Source organism: Streptomyces sp. NPDC126510, from assembly GCF_040302345.1.
GTDB lineage: Bacteria > Actinomycetota > Actinomycetes > Streptomycetales > Streptomycetaceae > Streptomyces.
Genome location: NZ_JBEORR010000030.1, coordinates 12,543 through 36,993, shown reverse-complemented (window position 1 = coordinate 36,993; position 24,451 = coordinate 12,543). Strand labels below are relative to the sequence as shown.

Here is a 24,451-nt window from a genome sequence, read left to right as displayed (position 1 = left end):
GAGGCGGCGGACAGACCGGGCCCGAGGCGGGCGCCCCTCACTCCTCGCCCGGTTCGGTCCAGCTCGCTCCCCGCCCAGCAGCCCGCTACTCCCCGCCCGACAACCCCGCCAGATCCAGCGCCGCGGCGATCCGTACCGCCACGTCCTCCGCGTACAGCGCGTCGGAGCGCTCGAAGGCGTTGCGGCCCGCGCCCCGCAGGAACGTCACGACGCCCAGGGTCCGGCCCCGGCTGCGCAGCACCGCGCACAGGGCGTGCACCGCGTCCGCGGGCCACTGGCGGGCCAGGGCCCACTCCCGAGCCGCCTCCGGCCGGGCCGCACCCGCACTCGCACGCAGGGCCCCCACCCGCTCCACGCACTGCAGGGCCGGGTGCCCCTCGGCGTAGCGGACGGGGAGGCTCGCGTACCCGGTCAGCCGGGTCGGCCCGGGTGCGCCGGAGGGTGTGGCGGCGACCCGGACCAGCCGGACGGCCCCCTCGGCCTCCGCGTCGGTCAGCGCGCCGCCGGCGACCCGGTCGATCAGCGCGTGGTCGGCGAAACCGGCCAGGGCGAAGTCCAGGTGGACCGTCGCCGCCTCGGCCGGGTCCTCGCACTCGGCCGCCGCCCGCGACGCCCGGTGCAGCTGCTGCGTACGGAAGCGCAGCAGGGACGCCTCCTGCTCGGCCTGCTTGGCCTCCGTCACGTCCTGGAAGAGCCAGCCCACACCCAGCGGAACAGGCTCCTCCGCGAGCGGCGAGGCCAGCCTCAGGAACCCGCTGCGCCAGCACCGGCGCCGCTCCCCCTCGGGCATCCGCACACTCACCCACACCTCGGCGGGCGCCGGCGGCGCACCCTCCGCCAGCACGTGCTGCAGCACGCTCTCCAGTTCCTCGACGCCCTGCGACAGCAACTCCCCGAGCGGCCGCCCCAGCACCGCCGTGCGGCCCGTGCCCAGCGCCCGGGCCGCGTGGGCGTTCACCACCGCCGGCCGCAGGTCCACGTCGACCAGCACGACACCCCAGCCGGCGTCCTCGAACAGTGCCTCGCTCAGGGCGATCGACCGCTCCAGATCGATCTGCGCGTGCACCTCGCTGAACGCGCAGTACACACCCGCCGGCTTCCCGTCGGGCCCGCGCACCGCCGCCGACTGCGTCCGCACGAGGACCCGCCCGCCGTCCTTGGTCAGCAGCGCGAACTCGTGCACCTGCCGGCCGGGGGCGTGCATCGACGACAGCAGCCGGCCCTCGACCTCCTCGGCGTCAGCGGTGCGCACGGCCCACCCGGCCAGCCCGCGCCGCCCGACGGCCTCGTCCGCACTCCACCCGAGAATCCGCTCGGCCTCGCGGTTCCAGTGCGTCACGACACCGTCGGCGTCGAACGCGCACAGCGCCGCGTCCATCCCGTCCAGCAAAGCGGCAAGCAGATCCGAACCATCCGAACCGTCCCGCTCGGGCTCGTCCGGCCCCAGCTCGTCGGTGGTCCCACTACGCCGGGAAGCACTCACCTGGACCCCCTGCAGGCTGCGTCCGCACGTACGGCACGTCGGTTCGCTCCTTGCAATCATTCAACTCGAACGTGACCCAGCGCACACCGAGTTCCCACAACATTGAAGGAATCGTTGTACTGCGGCAATGCCCACGTCAACGCAACAGAAACGTTCATCCGGAGAGGTCGGCAGCCCGTGGGGTCAAGGTCTCAAAAAAACGGTTGATCCGAGGCCGAACGGTTTCTTAGGGTTCAGGTACACGAGAGAGGAGGTGGTTCGGCAGATGTATGGAAACCGGACGCGTGAGGTGGCTGCGGGCTAGCGGCCCGTCACCATACTCAGTGCGGTGCCGAGCCAGCGCGTGAGCGAGCGTGCAGCCGGCCCAATCTCTGGCAGTCACCCGACCCGCGAGTCGCCGGTACGTCCGGCCGGCTCCTCTCCGGAGGAACCCGACTCGCGGGTCGTCTGCGTTTTTCCGCGACAGACGGGGGCCATGGCGGTGAATGGGTGGCGCGAGGACCGGATCGGGAGCGCTCTGCGGGGTGAGAACCCGACGGTGATGCGGAGGCTGGACTCCGGATTCGCGGTGATCGGTGATGTGCAGTTCCTGCCCGGCTATTCGGTGCTGCTGACCGATGATCCCGAGGTGCAGCGGCTGTCCGAGCTGCCGCGGAGCGCGCGGCTGGCGTTCCTCGCCGACATGGAGCGGCTGGGGGAAGCCGTCGAGCGGGCCTGCCGGCGGGTGGAGTCGGGGTTCCGGCGGGTCAATCTGGAGATCCTCGGAAACGCCGACGCGTTCCTGCACGCCCATGTGTGGCCCCGCTACGACTGGGAGCCCGAGGAGCTCGTGCGGCTGCCCGTGTGGCTCTACCCGCGGGAGCGGTGGAGCGAGGAGCGGTACGCGCTCGGGCCCCGGCACGACCGGCTGCGGGAGGCCATGGGCGAGGAGCTGGACAGGCTCGCGGGGTGAGGCACGCGGACGGCCCCACCCGGGGTCGGGTGAGGCCGTGGGTGGGTCGGGTCAGTGGGCGATGTCCTCGTAGCCCTCGATCTCGCGGGGGTTGCGGGTGCCCGGGCCCACGTAGCGGGCCGAGGGGCGGACCAGGCGGCCCGTGCGCTTCTGCTCCAGGATGTGGGCCGACCAGCCGGCCGTGCGGGCGCAGGTGAACATGGACGTGAACATGTGGGCCGGGACCTCGGCGAAGTCCAGGACGATGGCCGCCCAGAACTCGACGTTCGTGGCGAGGACGCGGTCGGGGCGGCGGGCGTGGAGCTCGGCCAGGGCCGCCTTCTCCAGGGCCTCGGCGACCTCGAAGCGGGGGGCGCCCAGTTCGCGGGCGGTGCGGCGCAGGACCCGGGCACGGGGGTCCTCGGCGCGGTAGACGCGGTGGCCGAAGCCCATCAGGCGCTCGCCCTTGTCGAGCGCGTTCTTCACGTAGGCCTCGGCGTCGCCCGTGCGCTCGATCTCCTCGATCATGCCGAGGACGCGGGAGGGGGCGCCGCCGTGGAGCGGGCCGGACATCGCGCCCACCGCGCCGGAGAGCGCCGCCGCCACGTCCGCGCCGGTCGAGGCGATCACGCGAGCCGTGAACGTGGAGGCGTTCATGCCGTGCTCCGCCGCGCTCGTCCAGTACGCGTCCACCGCCGCCACGTGCTTGGGGTCCGGCTCGCCGCGCCAGCGGATCATGAAGCGTTCGACGACGGACCGGGCCTTGTCGATCTCGCGCTGCGGGACCATCGGCAGGCCTTGGCCGCGGGCGGACTGGGCGACGTAGGAGAGCGCCATGACGGCCGCTCGGGCCAGGTCCGCGCGGGCCTGCTCGGCGTCGATGTCGAGGAGGGGTTTGAGGCCCCAGACGGGCGCCAGCATGGCCAGGGCGGACTGGACGTCCACGCGGATGTCGCCGGAGTGCACGGGGATGGGGAACGGCTCGGCGGGCGGCAGGCCGGGATTGAAGGCGCCGTCGACGAGGAGGCCCCAGACGTTGCCGAACGAGACGTGGCCGACGAGGTCCTCGATGTCGACGCCGCGGTACCGGAGCGCGCCGCCCTCCTTGTCGGGTTCGGCGATCTCCGTCTCGAACGCGACGATTCCCTCGAGCCCGGGTACGAAGTCGGACATCAGGCGGCTCCTCGTGATGTAAGTGACAGATGGTGTTGATGTGGGGTGGGGCGAACGAACCATGTGTCAGTGAGCTGGCGAAGCGGGCGCCGCCCAGTGGATCCACGGTCGCGTACGGCGACTCGCGGTCCCGGCCGGTTGCCCCTGTGATGCCCCGTACGGCAGGCGGTCACCCAACCGGAACGGCACGGAAACGATATCCCCGAGTGCCACGCTTGGGGAGGGTTCACGGCACTCAGTGCCATGCAGTGACGAAGGACACCGTCCGTACGGCAAGATGACCGGGTGACCGACCGCGACGACGTCCCCTTCGATCTGGCCTCGATGCGCAAGCAGTACCGGGCCGACGGGCTCTCCGAGACCGACTTGGCCGCGACGCCCGTCGAGCAGTTCGCGCGCTGGTTCAAGCAGGCCGCGACGGACGGCGGGCTGTTCGAGCCGAACGCCATGATCGTGTCGACGGCCGACGCCGAGGGGCGGACGAGTGCCCGGACGGTGCTGCTGAAGCACTTCGACGAGCAGGGGTTCGTCTTCTACACGAACTACGACTCCCGCAAGGCGCGTGACCTGGCGGAGAACGCGTACGTCTCGCTGCTGTTCCCCTGGCACCCGATGGCACGGCAGGTCATCGTGACCGGGGTCGCCCGGCGTACCGGCCGGGACGAGACGGCGGCGTACTTCCGGACCCGTCCGCACGGCTCGCAGCTGGGGGCGTGGGCCAGTGCCCAGTCCTCGGTGATCTCCACCCGGGCCGACATCGACGCCGCGTACGCCGAGCTGGCCGCCCGCTACCCGGAGGGCGAGCAGGTGCCGGTGCCCCCGCACTGGGGCGGTTTCCGGGTGGCTCCGCAGGCGGTGGAGTTCTGGCAGGGGCGGGAGAACCGGCTGCACGACCGGTTGCGGTACGTGGAGCGGCCGGACGGCAGCTGGCGGGTGGAGCGGCTCAGTCCGTGAGGCTCAGATGCCGATGAGCCGGACGCGGTCGCCGCACAGCCGCGCCATGTCGTCGGCATCGGACGTCAGCACGGCCACCGGGCCCGGCTGCCGCACTGCCATCTCGGCGACGGTCGCGTCGATCGCGTACTTGTGGCCGTGCAGCCCGGCGGCCTTCAGCAGTTCCGCGGATGCTTTCGCGGCGGCCTCGGTCACCGGCTCGACCTTGACCCGCGAGAGCGCCCACTGCAGTCGAGGCATGTTCACCCGCGCATGGCTGACTTCCACGATGGTGTTGGCGCCGATGACGAAATCGGCGCCCATGGCGTGCAGCACCTGGAACATCGCCAGGATCTTGCGGTCCTGGGCGATCCAGGCGGAAAGCCCCTGAGAATCCAGGACGACCGTCTCGACGTGCTCCATCACGCGGCACTCGCCGATCCACCGGCGTCCGTCGTGCCGAAGATCCTGGAACGGGCCTCGGCCAGTTCCTCCTCGGTGAAGGCCCCGTACTCCTCCTGGTGGCGCACCAGGTCGGCGCCGAGCAGCTGATGCCGCAGCTGACGTGCCACCGCCTCGGCGACATAACCGGAGACGTTGTCGGTGAGCTTCCTGAGTTCGGCTACCTGGTCGGTCGGCAGTGTCACCGTGATGCGTGTCGTGTCCGCCATGCTCCGAGCATACTGCGGTATGCGCACTCGCGGCCGTGCCGGCACCAACCCCCTCAGCCGAGCGTCTCCTCCAGCAGTCCCGCCCACTGCGCCACCACCCGTTCCCGGCGGTCCGCGTCGTCGGTGAGGAGGTTGGCGAGGCCCAGGCCGCGGGCCATGTCGAGGAGGCCCTGGACGGTTTCGCGGACGCCGGGGAGGGACTCGTCGGCGGCGAGGAGGTCGACGGCTATGCGGTGGGTCTCGCGGCCGACGCGGGATTCGAGCTCGGTGACGCGGGGCCGGAGCTGTTCCTCGTTGGAGGCGGCGACCCAGAGGTGGAGGGCCGCGCGGAACAGCGGCCCCGTGTAGAGGTCGACGAGGGCGGCGACGACGGCGTGCCGGTCGCCTGCCGCGCCCTCGGGGAAGAGGGCGCGCAGGGCGGTGGAGCGTTCCTCGGCGACGTATTCGACGGCCGCGGTGAAGAGGTCCTCGCGGGTCGGGAAGTGGTGCTGGGCCGCGCCGCGGGAGACGCCGGCGCGTTCGGCGACCACGGAGACGGTGGATCCCGCCCAGCCGTGTTCGGCGAGGCAGGACACGGCTGCTTCGAGGAGCCGCTGCCGGGTGGCCCGGCTGCGGTCCTGCTTGGGGACTCTCTCCGCACGGTCGACCGTGCTCACACCACCCATGCCGGATCCCGTCGTTCGAGGAAGGCCGTCATCCCCTCGCGGGCTCGCGGGGAGGAGAACAGCCGGGCCGAGAGCGCGGTCAGGTCGGCGGCGTCCCGGTCGAAGGCTTCCAGCACCCTAGCCGTGAGCAGCCGTTTCGTCTCGGCCAGGGCGTCGGGGGCCGATTTTCGCAACCCTTCCAGCATCGGGTCCAGGGCCGTGTCGACGTCGTCGGCGCAGGTGGTGAGCAGGCCGGTCGCCTTCGCTTCCGCCGCGTCGAAGCGTTCGCCGGTGAGGTAGTGGCGGGCGAGGGCGCGGGGGTCGGTGCGGGGCAGGAGCGGCAGGGAGATGACCGCGGGGGCCACGCCGATGCGGACCTCGGTGAAGGCGAAGGTGGACTGGGTGGATGCGGCGGCGATGTCGCAGGCGGCCAGGATGCCGAGGCCGCCCGCGCGGACGTGTCCGGTGACCCGGGCGAGGACCGGTTTGGGCAGCTCGATGATCTGCCGCAGCAGGGCGACGAGCGCCTCGGCCGGGGGCGGGTCCTTGAGGTCGGCGCCGGCGCTGAACGTGTTGCCCGTGTGGGTGAGGACGATCGCGCGGACGCCGGGGTCCTTGCCGGCGTCGGTGAGCGCGCCGGTGAGTTCGCCGACCAGGGCCGCCGACAGGGCGTTGCGGTTGTGCGGCGCGTCGAGGGACAGGGTCTCCACGGCACGGGCGTGGGTGCGGGTGATCAGCGTCATGCGCTCTCCCTCAGCTGTCGACGGAGGATCTTGCCGGAGGCCGCGCGGGGGACTCCGACGATGAAGGTGACGTGACGGATCCGCTTGTAGGGGGCCACGCGCTCGGCGACGTACAGCATGATCTCCGCCTCGGTGAGGTCGGTGGCGGACGGCTGGCGGACCACGTAGGCGTGCGGGACCTCGTTGCCGTCGGCGTCGTACGTGCCGATGACGGCGGCGTCGGCGATGCCCGGGTGGGTGAGGAGCAGGGCCTCCAGTTCGGCCGGGGCCACCTGGAAGCCCTTGTACTTGATGAGTTCCTTGACCCGGTCGACGACGAACAGCCAGCCGGCCTCGTCGATGTGCCCCACATCTCCGGTGTGCAGCCAGCCGTCGGGGTCGATCATCGCGGTGGTGGCGTCGGGGCGGCCGAGGTAGCCCTTCATGATCTGGGGGCCTCGGATGAGGATCTCGCCGGATTCGCCGACGGGGAGGTCCTTACCGGGGTCGTCGAGGGAGACGATGCGCATCTCGGTGCCTGCGATGAGTTTGCCGACGGTTCCGGGCGGGGCGTCGTCCATGGCGTTCAGGGGGACGACGTGGGTGCCGGGCGACAGTTCCGTCATGCCGTAGGCCTGGCCGACGGGCGGCAGGCCGAGGCGCCGGGAGCAGGCCGCTGCGAGGCGGGCGTCCAGGGGTGCGGCGGCGCTGATGATGTACTGCAGGGACGACAGGTCGTACTGGGCGACGGCCGGGTGCTTGGCGAGGGCCAGGACGATCGGCGGGGCCACGTAGAGGGCCGTGATGCGGTGGTTCTGGATGGCCGCGAGGAACTGCTCCAGGTCGAAGCGCGGCAGGACGACGACGGTGGCGCCCTGCCGCAGGGGCGCGTTCATCAGGGCCGTGAGGCCGTATATGTGGAAGAAGGGGAGAACCGCCAGGATTCGGTCTCCCGGGCCCGCGGGTACCGCCGGGTGGAGTTGCGCGAGGTTGGTCGCGATCTGCCGGTGGGTCAGCATCACGCCCTTGGGGATGCCGGTGGTGCCGGAGGAGTACGGCAGGGCGGCGATGTCCTCGGCGGGGTCGATGTCGATCCGCGGCTCGGGGGCCGCCGAGGCCAGCATGTCGATCAGGGAGCGGTGGCCGCTCGCGCTGTCGCACACGAAGATCTCCCGTACGCCGCCGGCGAGTTCGGCGGCCCGGCGGGCGACGTCCAGCAGCGGTGACACGGTGACGATCCAGCGGGCCGCCGAGTCCCGCAGCTGTTTGGCGAACTCGTCGGCGGTGGCGAGCGGGTGCACGGTGGTGACGGTGGCACCCGCGCGCGTGGCCGCGTAGAAGGCGGTCGGGAAGGCGATGGTGTTGGGGCTGTGCAGGGCGAGGACGTCGCCCTTGCGGACCCCGGCCTCGGCGAGGGCGGCGGCGACGCGCCGGTGGAAGCGGTCGACCTGCTCGTAGGTGAGGGTGGTGCCGTCGGTGCCGTCGATCAGCGCCGGGATGTCGTCGAACTCGGCGGCCCGGGCCAGGACGGCGTCGTGGATGGGCAGTTCGACGGGCGGGACGTCTGCGTACTCGCTGCGGAACATCGCTGGTTCCTCCTCGCGCGCGGGCCTCTCGGGGTCCTCAGTACGACTTGGGCAGGCCCAGGGTCTGGTGGGAGACGTAGTTGAGAATCATCTCCCGGCTCACCGGGGCGATACGAGCCACGCGCGCGGCCGTTATCAGCCGGGCCAGGCCGTACTCGCGGGTGAGGCCGTTGCCGCCGAGGGTGTGCACGGCCTGGTCGACGGCTTTCACGCAGGCCTCCCCGGCCGCGTACTTGGCCATGTTGGCGGCCTCTCCGGCACCCATGTCGTCGCCCGCGTCGTAGAGGGCGGCGGCCTTCCGCATCATCAGGCGGGCGAGTTCGAGGTCGATGTGCGCCGCGGCCAGGGGGTGGGCGATGGCCTGGTGGGCGCCGATGGGAGTGTTCCAGACGGTGCGGTCGCGGGCGTACTCGACAGCTTTGGCGAGGGCGTGGCGGCCCATGCCGATCGCGAAGGCGGCGGTCATGACGCGTTCGGGGTTGAGGCCGGCGAAGAGCTGGAGGAGGCCCGCGTCCTCGTCGCCGACCAGGGCGTCGGCGGGCAGCCGTACGTCGTCCAGGACCAGTTCGAACTGCTTCTCCGCGGCGTTCAGTTCCATGTCGATGGGGCGGCGGGTGAAGCCGGGGGTGTCGCGCGGGACGATGAAGAGGCAGGGCTTGAGGCGGCCGGTGCGGGCGTCTTCGGTGCGGCCGACGATGAGGGTCGCGTCCGCGATGTCCACGCCGGAGATGAAGACCTTGCGGCCGGTGAGGAGCCAGTCGGTGCCGTCTTTGCGGGCCGTGGTGGTGATGCGGTGGCTGTTGGAGCCGGCGTCGGGTTCGGTGATGCCGAAGGCCATGAGGCGGGTGCCGTCGGCGAGGCCGGGGAGCCACTGTTGTCTCTGTTGTTCCGTGCCGAAGCGGGCTATCACCGTGCCGCAGATCGCCGGTGAGACGACCAGCATGAGGAGGGGGCAGCCGGCTGCGCCGAGCTCTTCGAGGACGATGGAGAGTTCGGAGATGCCGCCGCCACCTCCTCCGTATTCCTCGGGGAGGTTGACGCCCAGGTAGCCCAGTTTGCCTGCTTCTGACCAGAGCTGCGCGGTGTCGGTCTCGCGGCCGTGGCGTTTGCCCAGGGCGGCGACGGCTTCTCGGAGCGCCTTGTGATCTTCGGTGTCCATGGGGAGTCCTTTCGGTGCGGGCCGGATGTGGCTTGTCGCGCAGTTCCCCGCGCCCCTTCAGGCCTCCTGCACAACCGCCAGCAACATGCCCGGCTCCACTTGTTGACCGGGGGTGACCGGCAAGGAGGTCAGTGTTCCCGTCACCGGGGCCGTGATCTTGTGCTGCATCTTCATCGCTTCCAGCCAGAGGAGTGGATCCCCCGCCTTAACGGGGGTGCCTGCCGTGAGGCCCTCGGTGACGCGGACGACCGTGCCCGGCATCGGTGCCAGGAGGGAGCCCGGGGCGTGCTGGGTGGCGGGGTCGGCGAAGCGGGGCAGGGCGGTCAGAGCGGTGGCGTTGACGTAGACCTGCTCGCCGTAGCGGGTGACCTCGTACTTCCGCTCCACCCCGTCCACTTCGAGGACGACCAGGCCCGCGTCGGCGCGCACCACCCGTACCCCGTCCGCCTCCAGGCCGTTCCGGGTGTGCTGGTAGCGGGCCTCGTGCTCCTCGCCCGCCATCGCGTACCGCCTGATCTGCGGCTGTGAGGGGACGTTGCGCCAGCCGCCGAAGCGGGAGCGGCCGTGGGCGTCGGCGAGGGCGGCGGCCAGAGGGGCGTGCGGGTCGGGGGACGGCTCGGTCAGGTCCGGCAGGTGGCGCTCGTAGAAGCCGGTGTCCATGCGGGCCGCGGTGAACTCGGGGTGGCGCAGGGAGCGGACCAGGAGGTCGCGGTTGGTGACGGGACCGTGGATCGCCGCGCGTTCCAGGGCGGCGGCGAGCCTGCGGACGGCCTCCGTGCGGGTGGGGGCGTGGGCCACGACCTTGGCGAGCATGGGGTCGTAGTGGACGCCGATCTCGTCGCCGTCCGTGTAGCCGGTGTCCAGGCGGACCGGCCCGGGGACGCAGAGCCGGTGCAGGGTGCCGGTCTGCGGGGACCAGTCGCGGGCCGGGTCCTCGGCGTAGAGGCGGGCCTCGACGGCGTGGCCGCGTGCGCGTGGTGGTTCGGTTTCGAGGGGGTGGCCCTCGGCGATCCGGATCTGTTCGGCGACCAGGTCGACCCCGAACACGGCCTCGGTTACGGGGTGTTCGACCTGGAGGCGGGTGTTCATCTCCAGGAAGTGCGCCCTGCCGTAGGCGACGAGGAACTCGACCGTGCCGGCGCCCACGTAGTCGACGGCCCGGGCGGCCCGTACGGCGAGGGCGCGGACCTCCGCGTCGAGTTCCGGCGGGAGGCCGGGGGCCGGGGCCTCCTCGATCACCTTCTGGTGGCGGCGCTGCAGGGAGCAGTCGCGGGTGCCGAGGGGCCAGACCGTGCCGTGGGTGTCGGCGAGGATCTGCACCTCGACGTGGCGGCCGTTCTCCACGTACGGCTCGACGAAGACCTCGCCGTCGCCGAAGGCACTCGCGGCCTCGGCCCGGGCTGTGGCCAACTCGGCTTCCAGATCGGCGAGTCGGCGTACGACTCGCATGCCGCGGCCGCCGCCGCCCGCCGCCGCCTTCACCAGCACGGGCAGGTCGGCCTCGGTGATGTCGGCGAGGGGCTGGATACCCATGAGCTGTTTGGCGCGGGTCTTGGACGCCATGGCCTCGATGGCGTCCGGGGGCGGGCCGATCCAGCGCAGGCCCGCGTCCAGGACGGCCCGGGCGAAGCCGGCGTTCTCGGAGAGGAAGCCGTAGCCGGGGTGCACGGCGTCCGCCCCGGCGGCGAGGGCGGCCTTCACGATCAGGTCGCCGCGCAGATAGGTGTCGGCGGGCGCCTTCCCTGGAAGTCGTACGCTCGTGTCGGCCGCGCGCGCGTGGAGGGCGGTCGTGTCGGCGTCCGAGTGCACGGCGACCGTGCGGATGCCCAGGTCGTGGCAGGTGCGGAAGACGCGGCAGGCGATCTCGCCCCGGTTGGCGACCAGCACAGAAGTGATCACTGAGGGTTCCTCACATCCGGAAGACGCCGAAGCCGCCGCGCGCGCCCTCGTAGGGGGCGGTGTGGATCGCGGAGAGGCACAGGCCGAGGACGGTGCGGGTGTCACGCGGGTCGATGACGCCGTCGTCGTACAGCCGCCCGGACAGGAACATCGGCAGCGACTCCGACTCGATCTGCTGCTCGACCATGGCGCGCAGCGCCGCGTCCGCCTCCTCGTCGTAGGGCTGCCCCTTGGCGGCGGCCGACTGGCGGGCGACGATCGACAGCACGCCCGCGAGCTGCTGCGGGCCCATGACGGCCGACTTGGCGCTGGGCCAGGCGAAGAGGAAGCGCGGGTCGTAGGCACGGCCGCACATGCCGTAGTGGCCGGCGCCGTAGGAGGCGCCCATGAGGACGGAGAGGTGGGGCACGCGGCTGTTGCTGACGGCGTTGATCATCATCGCCCCGTGTTTGATGATGCCGCCCTGCTCGTACTCCCTGCCGACCATGTAGCCGGTGGTGTTGTGCAGGAAGAGCAGGGGGATGTCGCGCTGGTTGGCCAACTGGATGAACTGGGCGGCCTTCTGCGACTCCTCGCTGAACAGGACACCCTGGGCGTTCGCGAGGATGCCGACCGGATAACCGTGCAGCGCGGCCCAGCCGGTGGTCAGGCTCGTCCCGTACAGCGGCTTGAACTCGTCGAAGTCGGAGGCGTCGACGATCCGGGCGATGACCTCGCGCGGGTCGAAGGGGATCTTGAGGTCGCCGGGGACGATGCCCAGCAGCTCCTCCGGGTCGTACTTCGGCGGCTCGGCGAGGCGTGGATCCTCGTAGGCCTTGCGGTGGTTGAGGCGGGCGACCACGCGCCGGGCCTGCCGGAGGGCGTCCGGCTCGTCGACGGCGAAGTAGTCGGCGAGGCCCGACACCCGGGCGTGCATCTCGGCGCCGCCCAGGGACTCGTCGTCGCTCTCCTCCCCGGTCGCCATCTTCACCAGCGGCGGGCCGCCGAGGAACACCTTCGCCCGCTCCTTGACCATGATCACGTGGTCGGACATGCCGGGGATGTAGGCGCCGCCGGCGGTGGAGTTGCCGAAGACGACGGCGACGGTGGGGACCCCGGCGGCGGACAGCCGGGTGAGGTCGCGGAAGATCGCGCCGCCGGGGATGAAGATCTCCTTCTGGGACGGCAGATCGGCACCCCCGGACTCCACCAGGCTGATGCAGGGCAGCCGGTTGGCGAGCGCGATGTCGTTGGCGCGCAGGGCCTTCTTCAGCGACCAGGGGTTGCTCGCACCGCCGCGCACCGTCGGGTCGTTGGCGGTGATCAGGCACTCCACGCCCTCGACGACCCCGATGCCGGTGACGAGGGACGCGCCGACGGTGTGGTCGCTGCCCCAGGCGGCCAGCGGGGACAGTTCCAGGAACGGCGTGTCGGGGTCGAGGAGCAGCTCGACGCGCTCGCGGGCGAGGAGCTTGCCGCGCCCCCGGTGCCGTGCGACGTACTTCTCGCCGCCGCCCGCGAGGGCCTTGGCGTGTTCGGCGTCGAGTGCGGCGAGCTTGGCGAGCATGGCCTCGCGGCCGGCCGCGTAGTCGGGACTGCTGGTGTCGAGCCCGGAGGTCAGGACGGTCAAAGGAGGGCCTCCGGTATGTCGAGGTGGCGGGAGCGGAGCCATTCGCCGAGGGCCTTGGCCTGCGGGTCGAAGCGGTGCTGTGCGGCGACGCCGGCGCCGAGGATGCCCTCGACGACGAAGTTGAGGGCGCGCAGGTTGGGCAGCACGTGCCGTACGACGGTCAGTGCGCGGCTCTCGGGGATCAGCTCCCGGAACCGGTCGGCGGTCAGCTCGTGGGCGAGCCACCGCCAGGCGTCGTCGGTGCGGGCCCACACCCCGACGTTGGCGTTGCCGCCCTTGTCCCCGCTGCGGGCGCCCGCGACGAGACCGAGGGGAGCCCTGGTGACCGGCCCGGGCGGCAGCGGCTCGGGGAGCGGCGGCTGCGGAACGTCGTCGAGTACGAGGGTGTCGTGGGGCGGCGGCACCGGAACCCGCTGTCCGTCGTGGAGGACCGCCACATGGTCGACTGCACCATGGGGGACGTACACATCCTCGAAGACCCCATAGGGCGAGCCCTTTCCGGGTGGGGCCAGCACATGGAAGCCGGGATAGCTGGCGAGGGCGAGCTCCACGGCCGCCCCGCTCAGCGCCCGTCCGACGACCTCCTGGTCGGGGTCCCGCACGACGAGCCGCAGCAACGCGCTCGCCGTCTCCTCGCTCGGGGCGTCGGGGCGGTCGGTGCGGACCAGCTCCCAGCGCGCGTCGGCGGCCTTGCCGAGGGCCGGTTCCAGCTGCTCCCGCACCAAGGCGGCCTTGGCCTCGACGTCGAGGCCGGTGAGCACGAAGACGACCTCGTTGCGGAAGCCGCCGAGCCGGTTGCACCCGACCTTGAGGGTGGGCGGCGGTGCCTCCCCGCGCACGCCCTCGATCCGCACCCGGTCGGGCCCGTCCTGGCTCAGCCGCACGGTGTCCAGCCGGGCGGTGACGTCCGGCCCCGCGTACCGGGCGCCGGCCGTCTCGTACAGCAGTTGCGCGGTGACCGTGCCGACGTCGACGAAGCCGCCGGTGCCGGGATGCTTGGTGATGACGCAGCCGCCGTCCTCGTGCAGCTCGGCGAGCGGGAAACCGGGGCGGCGGACGTCTCCGTCCCGGAAGAAGGCATAGTTGCCGCCGGTGGCCTGCGTCCCGCACTCCAGGACATGCCCGGCGACCACCGCGCCCGCCAGCCGGTCGTGGTCCCGCGGGGTCCAGCCGAAGTGCGCGGCGGCGGGCCCGGTCACCAGGGCCGCGTCCGTCACGCGCCCGGTGACGACGACGTCGGCGCCCGCCCGCAGACACTCCGCGATGCCGAAGCCGCCGAGGTAGGCGTGGGCGGCGAGCGAGCCCGGGTGCGCGGCGGTGAGGTCGTCGCCCGCCACATGGGCGACGCGTACGGGGATGCCCAGCCGGTCGGCCAACCCCCGTACGTCGTCCGCGAGTCCGGCCGGGTTGAGCCCGCCCGCGTTGGTGACGATCCTGACGCCCCGCTCGTGCGCGAGCCCGAGGCACTCCTCCAATTGCCGCAGGAAGGTGCGGGCGTATCCGGCGGCGGGATCCTTCATGCGGTCCCGGCCGAGGATGAGCATGGTCAGCTCGGCGAGGTAGTCGCCGGTGAGGACGTCGAGTCCGCCGCCGGTGAGCATCTCGCGCATCGCGTCGAAGCGGTCGCCGTAGAAGCCGGAGGCGTTGCCGATGCGGAGGGTCACGAGGCGGACTCCCTCGGCGGGCGTCCGCCGCCCGGCGGCCCGGCGAAGGCCTGCGCGATGTCCAGCCAGCGGTCGGCGTCGGGGCCGTCGGCGCGCAGGGCCAGACCACTGCGGTGGGCGCGCTGGGTGACCAGGAGGCAGAAGTCGAGGGCGAGGCCGGTGACACGCTGCTCGGCGTCCTCGGGGCCGTAGGTCCACAGGTCGCCGGAGGGGGCGCGCAGTTCGACGCGGAACGGGTCGGCGGGCGGGGTCAGGCCGTGCACGCCGTAGGCGAAGTCCCGGGTCCGTACCCCGAGCCGGGCCACATGCCGCAGCCGGTCGGTGGGTGGGCGCACCACACCCAGGGCGTCGCCCACATCCTGCCCGTGCGCCCAGGTCTCCATCAGGCGGGCCGTCGCCATGGAGGCCGTCGACATGGGCGGGCCGTACCAGGGGAAGCGCGCCTTCGGCGGGGCGGCCCGCAGTGCCTCCTCCAGTGCCGTACGGCCACCGCGCCACCGGGCGAGCAGCTCGCCGGGCGGGAGCCCCGCGCCCTCCTCGGCGCCCTCGTCGACGAAGGAGCCCGGCGCGGCGAGGGCCTTTTCCACCAGCGTGTGAAAGCCGTCGGCGTCCGTGACGGCGAGCAGGGCCGAGCGGTCCGTCCAGGCGAGATGGGCGATCTGGTGGGCCACGGTCCAGCCGGGCGCGGGGGTCGCGAGCGACCAGCGCTGCGGGGGCAACCCGGCCACGAGGCGGTCGAGTTCCTCGCTCTCCTCGCGCAGATCGTCGATCACGGACGTCGGATCGGACACGGGCGCTCCCCTCGGGGCACGGCGGTGTGCGGGGCGGTTCGGCGTGCTGAGGAGCATGGCAGCGGCGCCAGAAACAATCAAGCGTGCTTGCATGAAATTGTGGTGGTGGCCGGAAGCGTGCTCTTCGGCGGCGCGATCAATACACTCTGGGGCGCGCTCGTTCCATCGGTCATGCGTCGGGGGAGACACAAGGATGAGCACCTGGAATCCGGGCGGGCAGCCGCCGTACGACCCGAACGGTCAGCAGCCGTATCCGCCCCGGCCAGGGCCCTTTCCACCTTCACCCGGGCCGTACGCGCCGCCGGGAGGTGGGTACCCGCCCCAGGTGCCGCCACCCGGGGGTGGCTATCCACCCCATGTGCCGCACCCCTACATGCCGCACCCGGCTCCCCCGCCGCCGCCCGGCCCCGTCGCGCGGCTGCGACGGCGGATCGGCCCCGTCCACACCGCGCGCCGGGTGTTCCGGCCGTCCCGGCCGGACCTCGTCGAGGACGCCTTCATCGCGCGCATGCAGAAGATCCGCACGCTGGTGGGGCTGGCCGCGGTGGTGTGGGTGTCGGTGAGCTACAAGGTCAGCAGCTCCCTGCGGGACGTCGCCGACGACCGCCTCGACCAGTCGTGGCACAGCGTCCTGGTGCTGTCCGTGACGTTTCCGGTGGTGGTGGGCGTGCTGCTGGCCCTGACCGCCCCGTCGGCCCGCCGGGATCTGCTGCGCCGGGCCGCGAAACCGTTCGGGGCGATGGTGGCCCTGATCGCCGCGGTCTTCGTGTTCCCGCTGATGGTGCTCACCGGTTTCGTCGAGGGGCGGTTCGCCACCGGCCCGGCGACGACGGTGATCACGTGGGTGGTCGTGGTGCTCGTCCTGGTGTGGGTGCTGCCGTTCATCGCCTGGGGTGTCGGCCTGGCCCTGCTGCACGTGTTCCGCACGGCCGACATCCACCGGACGATGCCGCCGCTGCTGGCCATGACGCTGGTGTGGGAGATGACGCTGATCGACCTGTTCACCGGGGCGTACGCGGGTGTGCCGGGGCCGGTGCGGGCGGTGTTCCTGCTCGGGGCGCCGCTGTCGGTGACGGCGGTCGGGGTGTGGGAGCTGCGGCGGCTGCGGGCGCACTACGGCATCTCGGTGCGCGGGATGCTGGTGCGCTAGCCGGCGATGCTGCCACCGGGCCCGCTACGGTCGGCTCGGAGCGGGGTGCCGGTGCGTCGGTCTTCCTTGCCGCCCGGCCCGCTCGGTCGACCCACCGCGGGACGCCGGTGTCGGTCCTCGCTGCCGCCCGGCCCCGCCCGCCGTGGTGTGGTCAGACGGTCTTGTCCGCCGCTCTCGCCGCCTCCTCCAGCCGGTGCCGATGGGTCTCCCACATGGCACGGTCCCCCGGCGGCATGCTGTCCTTCCCCTGCGTCAGCCCGACCGCCCCGTCGATGAGTTCGCGCACGATGTCGGCGTGGCCGGCGTGACGGCTGGTGTCGGCGATCACGCGCACCAGGATGTGGTGCAGCGTGGCCTCCCGCCGCTCCTCGGGCCACCAGGGGACGCGGCCGGTCGCCTCCAGCGGCAGCGCCGCGATCGTGCCGTCCGCGTGCTCCCACGCCCGGCGGTACAGCCCGGTGATGTCCTCGCGGGACTCGTCCGCGGTGGCCCACATGTCGGCGTTGGGTGCGGCATCCCGCGTGTACCACCAGGGCGGTGGGTCCTCGGCGAAGAACGGCCGGCCGAAGGTGTCCCCGAAGTACCCGAGCTCCACCCCGGCGGTGTGCTTGACCAGGCCCAGCAGATTGGTGCCGGTCGGTGTCAGGGGGCGGCGGACGTCGTACTCCGAGAGTCCGTCGAGCTTCCAGAACAGGGCTTCACGTGCGTCCTGAAGGTAGCGGAGCAGGTCCGCCTTGGGGTCCGGTGCGGTCATTCGGGCAGTCTCGCACCGGGCACTGACACCGGGCGCTGACAACCGGGCCGGACGGCGACGGGGGCCGCCCCCGGCCCCGGGCCCTACCCCTCCAGCCCCGTGCTCTCCAACGCCGCCTTCCTCTTCCGCCCCGGACCCACCTGGGTGCGCACCGCCCCCATGCTCGCCGCGACGACGAGGGCGATCGCGGCGGCCTCGGCGGCGCTGAGGGCCTGGTCGAGGATGAGGAAGCCGGCCGTCGCGGCGATGGCCGGTTCGAGGCTCATCAGGATCGCGAAGGTGGAGGCGGGCAGGCGGCGCAGGGCGAGGAGTTCGAGGGTGTAGGGCAGGACCGAGGAGAGCAGGGCGACCGCCGCGCCCAGGCCCAGTGTGACCGGGTCGAGCAGCTTCGTCCCCGCCTCGGCGATGCCCAGAGGCAGGAACAGCACCGCCCCCACCGCCATCGCCAGGGCCAGCCCGTCCGCCTGCGGGAAGCGGCGGCCCGTACGGGCGCTGAAGACGATGTAGGCCGCCCACATGGCGCCGGCCCCCAGGGCGAAGGCCGCTCCCGTGGGGTCGAGACCGCTGAAGCCTCCGCCGCCGAGGAGGAAGACGCCGGCGAGGGCCAGCGCCGCCCAGAGGAGGTTGATCGCGCGGCGGGAGGCGAACACCGAGAGGGCGAGCGGTCCGAGGACCTCCAGCGTGACCGCGGGGCCCAGCGGAATGCGCGCGACGGCCTGGTAGAAGAGGCCGTTCATCGCGGCCATGGTGATGCCGAAGACGACCACCGTGCCCCAGTCGGTGCGCGAGTGGCCGCGCAGCCGCGGACGGCAGACCAGGAGCAGCACGACGGCCGCGACCAGCAGGCGCAGTGCCACGACCCCGAGGGCGCCCGCCCTGGGCATCAGCGTCACCGCCAGGGCGCCGCCGAACTGCACGGAGATGCCGCCGGCGAGCACCAGGCCCACGGGCCCGAGCGAGCCGAGCCTGCCCGGGCCGGCCGCGGGTGCGGCGGCGGTTCCGGTCGTGGTTGGGGATGTCGCGGTGGTCTCCGGCGTGGTCACGGGCGGGTCCTGGGCTCGGGGGTCGCTGTCCGGGGTCGGACGGCGTGTGCGGTGCGTACACCCGGACCTACGCAACGTACATCCCGATGCACTACACAGTCCAGGGTAATGGACTTCGTCAGGTGCGTGAACCCCTTTTGCCTCTGTCTCGCGGCGTGAGACGTCAGCGCCGGGAGAGGTAGAGGTCGAACGCCTTGTGGAGCAGCCGGTTGAGCGGGTAGTCCCACTCGCCGAGGTACTCCACGGCCTCGCCGCCGGTGCCCACCTTGAAGCGGAGCAGACCCAGCAGGTGGCTCGACTCCTCCAGGGTGTCGGTGATGCCGCGCAGGTCGTAGACGGCCGCGCCCAGTTCGTGCGCGTCGGTCATCATGCGCCACTGCACGGCGCTGCTCGGCTGGACCTCGCGGCGGCGGGCGGTGGAGGCGCCGTAGGAGTACCAGACGTGGTCGCCGACGGTCAGCATCGTGGCCGCGGCGAGCACCTCGCCGTCGTGGTGGGCGAGGTAGAGCCGCATCCGGTCCGGGTGTTCGGCGGTGAGCGCGCTCCACATGCGCTGGAAGTACGGCAGCGGGCGCGGGACGAAGCGGTCCCGCTCGGCGGTCTCGCAGTACAGCTCGTGGAAGGCCGGCAGGTCCGCCAGGTCGCCGCGCACGACCTTCACCCCGGCCTTCTCCGCCTTCTTGATGTTGCGGCGCCACTGCTGGTTGAGGCCGTTGTGGATGTCCTGGAGCGACCGGCCGGCGAACGGCACCTGGAAGACGTAGCGGGGCTGCCCCGCGGCGAAGCCGTCCCCGCCGGCCGTCTCGGACTGCCGCCAGCCCATGCGGCGCAGACCGTCCGCGACCTGACCGGCCCGGGGTTCGTACGAGGTCGCCCGCACGTCACGCAGCCGCCGGGCGGCCGGGTCCGCGATCGCCGCCTTGACCGCGTCGGCGCTCCAGCGGCGCACCACGACCGGCGGGCCCATGCGCACCGCGAAGGCGCCCCGCCGTCTCAGGTGCGCGAGCATCGGCTCCAGCAGGCGGTCGAGGCCGGGCTCGTGCCAGTCGAGGAGCGGGCCCTCGGGCAGATACGCGAGGTGGCGCGGCAGCCCGGGCAGCCGCGGCCCGGGCAGGGGGCGCAGCAGCACCAGTCCCGCCCCGACGAGCTGCCCGTCGTCGTCGAACCAGCCGAGGCTCTCCGCCTTCCAGTCGGGCTTCACCTCGCCCCAGGACGGGACCTGGGTGTGGCTGGCGGAGGGGCGGGCCGTGACGAACGCGAGGTGCTCGTCACGGGTGATCGGCTGGACGCTGACGCTCATGCGCGGGCTCCTTCGAGCAGCGGCCCTCGACGGGCGGTGACTGGTCCCGCGAGCCTAGGAGCGGCGTCGGCCCTCCCCCGGCTCAGACACTCGGGTCCACCGGCCCGTGGCCCGAACGCCTCATGAGCCGTCGCGTCCGGGGTCCTCGTCCAGCGCCTCGGCCAGCACCTCCGCCAGGTGCCTGCCCCGTACGCCCGCCAGCTGCTCCAGCTGGGTGCGGCAGGAGAAGCCGTCCGCCAGGACCACCGTGCCGTCCGGGGCGTCCCGGACCGAGGGCAGGAGCTGTTCCTCCGCACAGGCGGTGGACACCTCCCAGTGGCCCCTCTCGAAGCCGAAGTTCCCCGCGAGGCCGCAGCAGCCGCCACTCAGTTCGCCGGTGAGCCGGGCCGCTTGCCGGAGCCGGCGGTCGGCGGCGTCGCCGAGCACCGCGTGCTGGTGGCAGTGGGTCTGCCCGGCCACGGGACGGGCAACGCGCGGCGGCGCCCAGCCGGGGGCGTGGCGCTCCAGCGTCTCTGCGAAGGTGAGGACCTTCGCGGCGAGGCGGGCCGCGCGGGGGTCGTCGTGCAGCAGCTCGGGAACATCGGTGCGCAGGGCCGCGGCGCAGCTCGGCTCCAGGACCACGACCGGCGCGTCGGTCTCCAGCACCGGTTCCATCAGGTCCAGCGTGCGGCGCATGACGGCCCGGGCGCGGTCCAGTTGGCCCGTCGACACGTACGTCAGCCCGCAGCAGACCCGGCCCCGTCCGCGCAGCAGGGTCAGCGGATCGAGGGCGACGGTCCTGCCGTCCCCCACGGGCGGTTTCGCCAGCCGCACGGTCGGCGGCAGCGCCACCCGCAGCCCGGCCACCTCCAGGACCCTTACGGCCGCCTGCCCGACGGCCGGGGAGAGGTGCTCGGTGAAGGTGTCGGGCCACAGGACGACCAGGTCGCCCCGCGCGGCGGTGCGGTGCGCCCGCCGCCGCTCCCACCACCGGCTGAACGTGCGCCGGGCCACCCTCGGGATCTCCCGCTCGGGCGCGATCCCGCCCAGCCGCTTCGCCGCCCGGGCGAACGGCCCCACCGCGGACAGCGCGTTGACCAGCCATGCCGTGCGGGTGCGGGACACCGCCCGGAGCCACACCGGCAGCCGGCCCATCGAGTGATGCGCGGCGGGCCGGCGCCGCCCGGCGTAGTGCTGGTGCAGGAACTCCGCCTTGTACGTGGCCATGTCGACCCCGACCGGGCAGTCCGACCGGCAGCCCTTGCAGGACAGGCACAGGTCCAGCGCGTCCCGGACCTCGGCCGAGCGCCAGCCGTCCGTCACCACCTCACCGGCGAGCATCTCGTGCAGCAGCCGGGCCCGCCCGCGCGTGGAGTGCTCCTCCGCCCCCGTCGCCCGGAAGGACGGACACATGACGCCCGAGCCGGACACCGACGTCGTACGGCACTTGGCGACGCCCACGCAGCGCCGCACCGCCGCCGGGAAGTCACCGCCGTCGGCGGGATAGCCGAACGCCACGTCGACCGGTTCGCGGGGCAGGACCGAGAAGCGCAGGCCGGCGTCGAGGGGCGCGGGGCGCACCAGCATCCCGGGGTTGAGCAGGTCGTCCGGGTCCCACACGCCCTTGACCCGCTCGAACAGGCCCACCATCTCGGCCCCGTACATCGTCGGCAGCAGCTCCGCGCGCGCCTGCCCGTCGCCGTGCTCCCCGGACAGCGATCCACCGTGCGCCACCACCAGCTCCGCGAGCTCCTCCGAGAAGCGGCGGAAGCGGGCGACACCCGCCTCGGTGAGGAGGTCGAAGTCGATACGGACGTGGATGCAGCCGTCCCCGAAGTGTCCGTAGGGCGTGCCGCGCAGTCCGTGCGCCGTCAGCAGCGCCCGGAAGTCCCGCAGGTACGCGCCGAGCCGGGCGGGCGGTACCGCGCAGTCCTCCCAGCCCGGCCACGCCTCGGTCCCGTCCGGCATGCGCGTCGCCGTGCCGCTCGCGTCCTCGCGGATCCGCCACAGCGCGCGCTGCCCCGCCGGGTCGGTGACCACGAGCGCGTCCAGGACGTCGGCGGCCCGCACGATCGCCTCCGCACGCGCGCGTGCCTCGCCCGCCGACTCCCCGCCGGTCTCCACGAACAGCCAGGCCCCGCCCCGCGGCAGCGTCTCCGGGGACGGCACCAGGTCCGCCGCCATGCCCTCCACCGTCAGCGGGCCGAAGGGCAGCAGTCCGGCCGCGGCCTCCGCCGCCGCGCTCTCGTCGGCGTAGCCCAGCACGGCCAGCGCACGCGCGCGTGGCGCCTCGACCAGGCGTACGACCGCCTCCGTCAGCACCCCGAGGGTGCCCTCGGAACCGCAGAAGGAGCGGGCCACGTCGGCACCGCGCTCGGGCAGCAGGGCGTCCAGCGCGTAGCCGGAGATGCGGCGGGGGAGCTGAGGGAAGCCGGTGCGCAGACGCGCCAGTTCCGCCTCGGCCAGGGCGCGCAGCCCGTCCGGCGCCCCGGCCCAGTCCTGCCCGAGTCGCAGGCGCTCGCCGCGCGCGGTGACGACGTCCAGTTCCCGCACGCTGTCTGCGGTCGTCCCCCACGCCACGGAGTGCGAGCCGCAGGAGTTGTTGCCGATCATGCCGCCGAGCGTGCAGCGGCTGTGGGTGGAGGGGTCGGGGCCGAACCGCAGGCCGTGCGGGGCGGCGGCGTCCTGGAGCCGGTCGAGGACGAGGCCGGGCTGGACGACGGCGGTGCGGGTCTCCGGATCGAGCGACAGCAGCCGGTTCATGTGCCGGGTGAAGTCCAGGACGACACCGGTGCCGGTGGCCTGTCCGGCGATGGAGGTGCCTCCACCGCGGGCGACCACGGGCACCCCCCGCTCCCGGCACACCGCCAGCGCCGCCGCCACGTCCTCGGCGTCACGCGGAGCGACCACGCCCACCGGGACCCGCCGGTAGTTGGACGCGTCCATGGTCGTCAGCGCCCGGGAGGTGACGTCGAACCCGACGTCACCCCGGACGACGGCACGCAGCCGCGCTTCGAGATCCGTCATGCGTCCAGCATGCCCCCGGACCCTCAGCCCTTGACGGCGGAGCTGGCCACGCCCTCGACGAACCAGCGCTGGAAGAACGCGAAGACGATCAGCACGGGCAGCACCAGCAGCACGCCGAAGGCGAGGATCTGACCCCAGTCCGGCGGCTGCTGGCCCTGGAAGACGCTCATCTCCAGCGGCAGGGGGCGCACGGACGGGTCGGACACCATCAGCACCGGCCACAGGAAGGAGCCCCACTGGATCAGGAAGGTGAGGATGGCGACCGAGGCGAACACCGGCCGGGACATCGGCACGATGATCGCGAAGAAGGTGCGCCAGGGACCCGCCCCGTCCAGCCGGGCCGCCTCCTCGATGCTCGTCGGGATCTTCTTGAAGAACGTGTGGAACTGGTAGATCGCGAAGGCGTTGGCGACGAATGGCAGCGCCTGGACGAACAGGGTGTTGCGCTGGCCGTTGAACATGTAGAACAGCGGCACCGCCACCGACTCGAACGGGATCAGCATCAGCAGCAGGACGAGGGTGAACACCGCGTTCTGCCCCCGCCACTTCAGCCGCGTCAGCCCGTAGGCCGCCATCGAGTTGACGATCAGCCCGCCCGTCACGACCACGAACGACAGCAGCACCGACACACCCATGAACTGCCAGAAGTAGCCGGTGCTGTCGGAGTTCAGGCTGTCGAGGACGGCTGTGTAGTTGTCGAAGGAGAGGTGGGTGGGCAGGAAGCCGGACAGGCCGTTCAAGACCTCGTCGGACGGCTTGAGGCTGCCGAGGAAGAGGTAGAGCGCGGGCAGGGCGAAGACGAACGCCAGGACGCCCAGGACGGTGTAGTCGAGGACGCGGCGTACGGGTGTACGGGTCATGGCCATGGGTCGGTCAGTCCTCGTTGTCGGGCCGGACGACGCGGCGCTGGACGATGGTCAGGGCGACGACGATCAGGAAGAACACCACCGTGACGGCCGAGGCCTGGCCGATGTCGTTCTGGTCGAAGGCGGTGGTGACGGCCTGGTACATGACCGTGCGGGTGGCGTCCTCGTCCAGGCCGCCGCCGCGGATGAGGATGTACACCTGGTCGAAGACCCGGAAGGACAGCACCGAGGTCAGCATCGCGACGAACACGAGGGTGCCGCGGATGCCGGGCAGGGTGACGTGCCGGAACTGCTGCCATCGCGAGGCCCGGTCCAGCTCGGAGGCCTCGTAGAGCTCGCCCGGGATCTGCTGGAGGCCGGCCAGCAGGATGACCATCTGGAAGCCGACGCCCTGCCACACCGACAGCACGATGACCGAGCCCATCGCGGTGAGACCGTCACCGAGCCAGTCGAAGGCGCCCCAGTTGCCGAAACTCACCGTGTCGAGCAGGGAGTTGAGCATGCCCTGCTCGCTGCGGGCGAGGATCAGCCGCCAGATCACGGCCACCAGCGCCATCGGGAAGACCACCGGCATGAAGAAGAAGGAGCGGAACAGGCCGATGGCCTTCAGCTTGCGGTTGAGCAGGATCGCCAGCGCCAGCGCCAGACCCGTCTGGAGCGGTACGACGACCGCGGCGAAGGTGAGGTTGTTCAGCAGCGCCCGCAGGAACGGGCCGGACAGGTCGGGGTCGGTGAACAGCCGCCGGTAGTGCTCCACGCCGAAGAAGGCCGGCTCCAGCGGCGAGCCGAGGCGGACGTTGTAGAAGGAGAGCACCACGGCGTAGCCGAACGGGATGCCGACGAAGGCGATCAGCCCGCCGACGGCCGGGGCGGCCATCAGCAGCCCGTGCAGCCGGTCACGGTTGCCGCGAGCGGGACGCGGGGACTTCGCGGGGGGCGCGGACGAGACGTCCTGCGCCGGGCCTCGGGCCGCGGCGTGCGCGGGTTCCACGGTTTTCACGGGAGGGTCCTCTTCCCGGCGGGGCGGGCGCGGTCGGTACGCGGCTGCGTCGCCACGTCGACGGCGG

The 24,451-nt window shown here is 72.5% G+C and carries 21 protein-coding genes; 3 read left to right on the top strand and 18 right to left on the bottom strand.

Features of this window, described 5'->3' with window-relative positions:
- Positions 1-85 precede the first annotated feature (85 nt).
- Positions 86-1,483 carry a PAS domain-containing protein gene (locus tag ABTX60_RS33110; RefSeq protein WP_352100709.1) on the bottom strand — a complete coding sequence of 466 codons (1,398 nt, stop codon included), beginning with the start codon at positions 1,481-1,483 and terminating at the stop codon, positions 86-88.
- 475 nt (positions 1,484-1,958) lie between these two features.
- Between ABTX60_RS33110 and ABTX60_RS33105 the strand changes: the two genes are divergently transcribed.
- The gene (locus tag ABTX60_RS33105; protein ID WP_352100708.1) at positions 1,959-2,435 is read left to right on the top strand and encodes an HIT family protein; all 477 of its coding nucleotides are present in this window, start codon (positions 1,959-1,961) and stop codon (positions 2,433-2,435) included.
- 51 nt (positions 2,436-2,486) lie between these two features.
- Here ABTX60_RS33105 and ABTX60_RS33100 read toward each other — a convergent pair whose 3' ends face one another.
- A complete protein-coding gene (locus tag ABTX60_RS33100) occupies positions 2,487-3,587 on the bottom strand; it encodes a citrate synthase 2 (protein WP_352100707.1) in 1,101 nt (366 codons plus the stop codon).
- Between the two features lie 285 nt (positions 3,588-3,872).
- On the opposite strand from ABTX60_RS33100, the gene pdxH reads away from it, so the two are divergent.
- The gene (gene pdxH / locus ABTX60_RS33095; protein WP_352100706.1) at positions 3,873-4,541 is read left to right on the top strand and encodes a pyridoxamine 5'-phosphate oxidase; all 669 of its coding nucleotides are present in this window, start codon (positions 3,873-3,875) and stop codon (positions 4,539-4,541) included.
- A 3-nt stretch (positions 4,542-4,544) separates the two neighbouring features.
- On the opposite strand, the gene ABTX60_RS33090 is transcribed toward pdxH, so the two are convergent.
- The 10 genes from ABTX60_RS33090 to ABTX60_RS33045 are packed head-to-tail and all read right to left on the bottom strand — an operon-like array spanning position 4,545 to position 15,265.
- A complete protein-coding gene (locus ABTX60_RS33090; RefSeq protein WP_352100705.1) occupies positions 4,545-4,946 on the bottom strand; it encodes a DNA-binding protein in 402 nt (133 codons plus the stop codon).
- Positions 4,943-5,191, bottom strand: coding sequence for a type II toxin-antitoxin system CcdA family antitoxin (locus ABTX60_RS33085; protein ID WP_352100704.1), 249 nt, complete (start codon positions 5,189-5,191; stop codon positions 4,943-4,945). Before ABTX60_RS33085 ends, ABTX60_RS33090 begins: the two co-directional genes overlap by 4 nt.
- Positions 5,192-5,244: 53 nt before the next feature.
- Entirely contained in the window at positions 5,245-5,856 is a 612-nt protein-coding gene (locus ABTX60_RS33080) for a TetR/AcrR family transcriptional regulator (RefSeq protein WP_352100703.1), read from the bottom strand.
- Positions 5,844-6,578: an enoyl-CoA hydratase family protein gene (locus ABTX60_RS33075; RefSeq protein WP_352100702.1), complete on the bottom strand. Its 735-nt coding sequence runs from the start codon at positions 6,576-6,578 to the stop codon at positions 5,844-5,846. Before ABTX60_RS33075 ends, ABTX60_RS33080 begins: the two co-directional genes overlap by 13 nt.
- Positions 6,575-8,143 (bottom strand): 4-coumarate--CoA ligase family protein, encoded by a 1,569-nt coding sequence (locus ABTX60_RS33070; RefSeq protein WP_352100701.1) that lies wholly within the window; start codon positions 8,141-8,143, stop codon positions 6,575-6,577. Before ABTX60_RS33070 ends, ABTX60_RS33075 begins: the two co-directional genes overlap by 4 nt.
- 37 nt (positions 8,144-8,180) lie before the next feature.
- Complete coding sequence (locus ABTX60_RS33065) at positions 8,181-9,302, bottom strand: acyl-CoA dehydrogenase family protein (protein ID WP_352100700.1); 1,122 nt, start codon at positions 9,300-9,302, stop codon at positions 8,181-8,183.
- A 57-nt stretch (positions 9,303-9,359) separates the two neighbouring features.
- Positions 9,360-11,201 carry an acetyl/propionyl/methylcrotonyl-CoA carboxylase subunit alpha gene (locus ABTX60_RS33060; protein ID WP_352100699.1) on the bottom strand — a complete coding sequence of 614 codons (1,842 nt, stop codon included), beginning with the start codon at positions 11,199-11,201 and terminating at the stop codon, positions 9,360-9,362.
- Between the two features lie 10 nt (positions 11,202-11,211).
- Complete coding sequence (locus ABTX60_RS33055) at positions 11,212-12,810, bottom strand: acyl-CoA carboxylase subunit beta (protein WP_352100698.1); 1,599 nt, start codon at positions 12,808-12,810, stop codon at positions 11,212-11,214.
- Entirely contained in the window at positions 12,807-14,474 is a 1,668-nt protein-coding gene (locus ABTX60_RS33050) for an acyclic terpene utilization AtuA family protein (RefSeq protein ID WP_352100697.1), read from the bottom strand. Before ABTX60_RS33050 ends, ABTX60_RS33055 begins: the two co-directional genes overlap by 4 nt.
- Positions 14,471-15,265, bottom strand: a complete 795-nt coding sequence (locus tag ABTX60_RS33045; protein WP_352100696.1) for a TIGR03084 family metal-binding protein — start codon at positions 15,263-15,265, stop codon at positions 14,471-14,473. Before ABTX60_RS33045 ends, ABTX60_RS33050 begins: the two co-directional genes overlap by 4 nt.
- Positions 15,266-15,623: 358 nt before the next feature.
- Between ABTX60_RS33045 and ABTX60_RS33040 the strand changes: the two genes are divergently transcribed.
- The gene (locus ABTX60_RS33040; RefSeq protein ID WP_352100695.1) at positions 15,624-16,415 is read left to right on the top strand and encodes a hypothetical protein; all 792 of its coding nucleotides are present in this window, start codon (positions 15,624-15,626) and stop codon (positions 16,413-16,415) included.
- 151 nt (positions 16,416-16,566) lie between these two features.
- Here the strand turns inward: ABTX60_RS33040 and ABTX60_RS33035 are convergent, their stop codons facing one another.
- From ABTX60_RS33035 to ABTX60_RS33010, 6 genes are all read right to left on the bottom strand, one after another.
- Positions 16,567-17,169, bottom strand: coding sequence for a DinB family protein (locus ABTX60_RS33035; protein ID WP_352100694.1), 603 nt, complete (start codon positions 17,167-17,169; stop codon positions 16,567-16,569).
- An 83-nt stretch (positions 17,170-17,252) separates the two neighbouring features.
- Positions 17,253-18,212: an EamA family transporter gene (locus ABTX60_RS33030; RefSeq protein WP_352100693.1), complete on the bottom strand. Its 960-nt coding sequence runs from the start codon at positions 18,210-18,212 to the stop codon at positions 17,253-17,255.
- 163 nt (positions 18,213-18,375) lie between these two features.
- Positions 18,376-19,512, bottom strand: coding sequence for a lipid II:glycine glycyltransferase FemX (locus ABTX60_RS33025; protein WP_352100692.1), 1,137 nt, complete (start codon positions 19,510-19,512; stop codon positions 18,376-18,378).
- A gap of 120 nt (positions 19,513-19,632) precedes the next feature.
- Positions 19,633-22,518 carry an FAD-binding and (Fe-S)-binding domain-containing protein gene (locus tag ABTX60_RS33020; protein WP_352100691.1) on the bottom strand — a complete coding sequence of 962 codons (2,886 nt, stop codon included), beginning with the start codon at positions 22,516-22,518 and terminating at the stop codon, positions 19,633-19,635.
- A 23-nt stretch (positions 22,519-22,541) separates the two neighbouring features.
- Complete coding sequence (locus ABTX60_RS33015; RefSeq protein WP_352100690.1) at positions 22,542-23,384, bottom strand: carbohydrate ABC transporter permease; 843 nt, start codon at positions 23,382-23,384, stop codon at positions 22,542-22,544.
- 7 nt (positions 23,385-23,391) lie between these two features.
- Positions 23,392-24,384 carry a carbohydrate ABC transporter permease gene (locus ABTX60_RS33010; RefSeq protein WP_352100689.1) on the bottom strand — a complete coding sequence of 331 codons (993 nt, stop codon included), beginning with the start codon at positions 24,382-24,384 and terminating at the stop codon, positions 23,392-23,394.
- Between the last annotated feature and the right edge of the window lie 67 nt (positions 24,385-24,451).

Bases quoted from the DNA above. Each gene is read 5' to 3' on its own strand.
- ABTX60_RS33105 (WP_352100708.1), top strand. From the start codon at position 1,959: ATGGCGGTGAATGGGTGGCGCGAGGACCGGATCGGGAGCGCTCTGCGG.
- ABTX60_RS33100 (WP_352100707.1), bottom strand. From the start codon at position 3,587: ATGTCCGACTTCGTACCCGGGCTCGAGGGAATCGTCGCGTTCGAGACG.
- ABTX60_RS33085 (WP_352100704.1), bottom strand. From the start codon at position 5,191: ATGGCGGACACGACACGCATCACGGTGACACTGCCGACCGACCAGGTA.
- ABTX60_RS33080 (WP_352100703.1), bottom strand. From the start codon at position 5,856: ATGGGTGGTGTGAGCACGGTCGACCGTGCGGAGAGAGTCCCCAAGCAG.
- ABTX60_RS33075 (WP_352100702.1), bottom strand. From the start codon at position 6,578: ATGACGCTGATCACCCGCACCCACGCCCGTGCCGTGGAGACCCTGTCC.
- ABTX60_RS33070 (WP_352100701.1), bottom strand. From the start codon at position 8,143: ATGTTCCGCAGCGAGTACGCAGACGTCCCGCCCGTCGAACTGCCCATC.
- ABTX60_RS33065 (WP_352100700.1), bottom strand. From the start codon at position 9,302: ATGGACACCGAAGATCACAAGGCGCTCCGAGAAGCCGTCGCCGCCCTG.
- ABTX60_RS33035 (WP_352100694.1), bottom strand. From the start codon at position 17,169: ATGACCGCACCGGACCCCAAGGCGGACCTGCTCCGCTACCTTCAGGAC.
- ABTX60_RS33025 (WP_352100692.1), bottom strand. From the start codon at position 19,512: ATGAGCGTCAGCGTCCAGCCGATCACCCGTGACGAGCACCTCGCGTTC.
- ABTX60_RS33020 (WP_352100691.1), bottom strand. From the start codon at position 22,518: ATGACGGATCTCGAAGCGCGGCTGCGTGCCGTCGTCCGGGGTGACGTC.
- ABTX60_RS33015 (WP_352100690.1), bottom strand. From the start codon at position 23,384: ATGGCCATGACCCGTACACCCGTACGCCGCGTCCTCGACTACACCGTC.